The sequence below is a fragment of the Longimicrobium sp. genome (assembly GCA_036387335.1).
Classification (GTDB): Bacteria; Gemmatimonadota; Gemmatimonadetes; order Longimicrobiales; family Longimicrobiaceae; genus Longimicrobium.
In genome coordinates this window covers 1-3,525 of the sequence record DASVTZ010000136.1, presented here as the reverse complement: position 1 = coordinate 3,525, position 3,525 = coordinate 1, and the positions used below count along the sequence as shown (strand labels likewise).

5 protein-coding genes are annotated in these 3,525 nt (G+C 69.6%); 1 reads left to right on the top strand and 4 read right to left on the bottom strand.

Features of this window, described 5'->3' with window-relative positions; all coding sequences use genetic code 11:
* The 4 genes from VF647_12650 to VF647_12635 all read right to left on the bottom strand — a co-directional run.
* The coding region (locus VF647_12650) for a glycosyltransferase (protein HEX8452942.1) at positions 1 to 1,072 on the bottom strand (1,072 nt) is incomplete at its 3' end.
* 223 nt (positions 1,073 to 1,295) lie between these two features.
* Positions 1,296 to 2,009, bottom strand: a complete 714-nt coding sequence (locus VF647_12645; GenBank protein ID HEX8452941.1) for an alpha/beta fold hydrolase — start codon at positions 2,007 to 2,009, stop codon at positions 1,296 to 1,298.
* Positions 2,010 to 2,017: 8 nt separating this feature from the next.
* Positions 2,018 to 2,404: a VOC family protein gene (locus VF647_12640; GenBank protein HEX8452940.1), complete on the bottom strand. Its 387-nt coding sequence runs from the start codon at positions 2,402 to 2,404 to the stop codon at positions 2,018 to 2,020.
* Between the two features lie 145 nt (positions 2,405 to 2,549).
* Entirely contained in the window at positions 2,550 to 2,735 is a 186-nt protein-coding gene (locus VF647_12635; GenBank protein HEX8452939.1) for a hypothetical protein, read from the bottom strand.
* Positions 2,736 to 2,767: 32 nt separating this feature from the next.
* On the opposite strand from VF647_12635, the gene VF647_12630 reads away from it, so the two are divergent.
* Positions 2,768 to 3,525: DUF817 domain-containing protein (locus VF647_12630; protein HEX8452938.1), on the top strand; the 758-nt coding region annotated here is incomplete at its 3' end.

Genomic DNA, 3,525 nt, shown 5'->3' with positions numbered 1-3,525 from the left:
GAGCCTGCTCGTTCGCCGCCTCCACCGCCCGCACCAGCTCCTCCGCGCGCCTGTCCGACGTGTGCTCCTCCAGCGTCCGCTCGCGCGCCGCCCGCGCGATCCTGGCCAGCCCCTCGTGCGGCACGGCGAGCGCGGCCATCGCCTCCTCCGTGCTCCCCGCGGTCAGGATCTCCTCGCCGGGCGCAAAGAACTCGTCCAGCCCGGCCCACGTGTCGGTCAGGATCGGCACGCCGCACGCCGCCGCCTCGAAGAGCCGGCCGCTCGGGCAGTACCCCATCTCCGCCATCGCGCGGCGCGTGACGTTGAGCGTGAGGCGCGACGAGCAGTAGAACGCCGGGTGCTGCGCCGGCGGAAGGTGCTGCATGAAGAAGAGGTTGGGCGTCCACGGAAAGTCCTGCGGATACTGCGCCCCGCCGATCAGGAAGCGCCGCTCTGGAAGCCGCCGCGCCGGCTCCAGCAGGAGCGCCTCCACGGCCGCCTGCCGGTCCGCCGCGTACGTGCCCAGGTACGAAAGGTCCGCCAGCGCTCCTTCGAGCGGCGCCACGGGCCGGTGCACCTCGGGGTCGACGTGCCCATAGAGCGGCGCCACCCGCCGCGCCCCCAGCGTGGTGCGAAGCTGCGTCAGCGCCGCGCCGCCGGTAAAGGAGAGCACCAGGTCGAAGTCGCGCAGCCCGCGCTCCCCGATGTACGACACCGGCGCCCCGCTGCGCAGCGCGTCCAGGGTGACGGGCGTGTCCAGGTCGTAGAAGACGCGCGCGGGTGCCGGCGAGTCCAGCGCCAGCTCCGTGGCGGCGATCCCGTCCGGGCAGTACGAGGTGACCATCGCTACGTCCGCCTCGGCCGCGTGGCGGCGCGCGGCGGGGAGCACCTCGTCCCAGTCGCGGTAGAGGACCAGCTCGCCGCCGGGGATCTCCCACAGGTCGCGGCTGCCGGCGTAGTAGGGAACGTCTCGCTCGAAGAAGACCACACGGTGCCCCTGCCGGGCCAGCGCGCGGCAGAGCCCCCGCCAGAGCGTCGCGTGGCCGTTCCCCCACGACGAGCTGATGGTAAGGCCAAAGATCACCAGCTTCATCGGTGGAGCTCTCTCGCTGTGCGGGCGCTCGGACAGGGGCGGTCCTTCAACTCACGTGGGCCGCAAAATGCAGATACCGAGCCAGAAGCATCATCAACGAAGCTCCGCTCCCGCATCCACTTAGATGCTCTCGCGGCGCCATCTGGCGGAAGTGCAACGCCGGCCGCGCGATGCGCGACACGATGGTCGCGACGCACGGCCGGCGTTCGCTGTTTCGCGGCTCTTACCCGATGTGCAGCGCGAGCCAGCGGAGCATCTCCTCCATGGTCCGCTCCCAGTCCGACTCGCCCATCAGGTGCACGGCGCCGGGCAGCTCGACGTAGCGCGCCCGCTCCGATTCGCCGAGCCTGCGGTGAAGCTCGCGCGCGGGGCCGGGCGGCACGTTCTCGTCGTTCTCCGCCGTGATCGAAAGGAGCGCCACCCCGCGGAACGCATCCAGCCGGTGGTGCGGGCTGTCCGGCCGCGGCCACTCCGGAGAGCCGAGGATCGCCACCGCCGCCCGCACCGGCGTCTCCTCCAGCAGCGCGCGGTAGACGACGTAGCCGCCCATCGAGATCCCCACCAGCGCCACCCGCTCCGCGTCCGCGAGGCCCTCCTCCACCAGCGCCCGCACGATCCCGGGCACCTCGCGCGCCGTCTCCTCCACCAGCCCGAGCATGAAGCGGATCGTCTCCTCGCGCGACACCTCGATACGCGCATCCAGGTCGGGAAGCCGCCGCTCGCCGTGCCCGGCCGCGTCCACCCCCACCGCCAGGAACCCCGCCCCCGCGATCCTCTCCAGCTCCTTGCGGTGCGTCTCCTTGTCCACGCTCAGCCCGTGGAACCAGAGCACAGTTGGTAGCGGCGGCCTCGCGCCTGCGGGCACCGCGAGCAGCAGCGGCGCATCGCCGACGCGGCGCGCGATCCAATCGATCGGCAGCAGGATGTCGTCGACCATCTGCGGAGCTACCCCACCATGGTCGCGATCCACCAGGTGGTGCCGCCGGGGTCCTTGACGCCGCCGCGCTTGTCGGGGTCGTCCTTTTTGACCGACTCCTGCACGGACGTCGCGCCCGCCTCCAGCGCGCGGCGGTACGTGTCGTCCACGTCCGCGACGTAGACGTGTACGTGCGAGGGGACCGGCGGCCACCCCTCGGCCCCGTCGGCGAGCATCACGACCGTGTCGTCGATGCGGACCTCCGCGTGCATGACCTTGCCTGCGTCGCCCGCGAACCGGCGCAACTCGACGGCGCCGAAGACGCGCACCAGGAAGTCGATCGTCGCGCCGGCGCCGTCGACGATGAGGTAGGGGGAGACGGTTGTGTAGCCGTGGGGCTTGTGGGTGGAGCTCATGGCTGATGCTTCCGCGGGTTGGGAGGGCGCGAACAGGAAGAGTGGATCGCGACCCAGCAGGAGCAAGGCCCGTGCGCGGCTCAGGGAATGTGGCCGAGGCGCGCACGTAGGTGCGCCGCTCTGGATGGTCGGCGAATGGGGACCCTTAGACCGCCCAGCTTTTTGCCGTATTCGCGCCGGTGTAGAACTTGTAGCCCCCGTTCGGCACGTACAGCACGGCGTAGAACTCCGCGCACCGGAATTCCTTGAGCCACTTACCGACCGGAGGAACTGGATGCTGGGGCTCCTCGATGTGTAGCCGGTCACCTTCGACCGTTTCAGGAATGGCCACCCGCGAACCCTGCTTGCTCCTCGATCAGCGTCATGGCTGACGTGGGCTCTGGTCCTCACCAGAAGGCGCGAGTGAGCGCGGAGGAGCCGGCGTTTTCGGCTCAGACGCAGCCGCGGCGCGGGCGCTCCCGGGTGCGGCGCGCGCTGATCGAGTTCCTCTGGTTCGGCATCAAGAACGCACGTGCATGCTTGTTCGCCGGGCTGTTCTTCGTGGCCGTGTTCGCCGTCCCACGCGCGGGCATCCTGGGCATCCCGCGCTACGACCTCCTGCTCCTCATTGCACTCGCGATCCAGATCGGAATGCTGTGGACGGGGCTCGAAACGTGGGACGAGCTGAAGGCCATCACCATCTTCCACGTAATCGGCTTCGCGCTCGAGGTGTTCAAGACGTCCGACGCCATCCGCTCGTGGAGCTATCCCGACTTCGCCTACAGCAAGGTGCTCGGGGTTCCGCTCTTCGCCGGCTTCATGTACGCGGCCGTGGGGAGCTACATCATCCAGGCGTGGCGGCTCTTCGACCTGCGAATCCGGCATCACCCGCCCTACTGGATGGCGGGGCTGACCGCGCTTGCGATCTACGCGAACTTCTTCACGCACCATTACATCGCGGACCTGCGCTGGCACCTTGCCGCGCTGGCACTGGGGCTGTATGCCCGCACCACCGTGCTGTTCCGCCCCCTGGACCGCGACCGCGGGATGCCGCTGCTGGTGTCGTTTCTCCTGATCGGCTTCTTTGTCTGGCTCGCCGAAAACATCAGCACGTTCTTCGGCATCTGGAGGTATCCGGATCA

Excerpts from the sequence above, each read along its gene's own strand:
- VF647_12640 (HEX8452940.1), bottom strand. The coding sequence starts at position 2,404 with ATGAGCTCCACCCACAAGCCCCACGGCTACACAACCGTCTCCCCCTAC.
- VF647_12645 (HEX8452941.1), bottom strand. The coding sequence starts at position 2,009 with ATGGTCGACGACATCCTGCTGCCGATCGATTGGATCGCGCGCCGCGTC.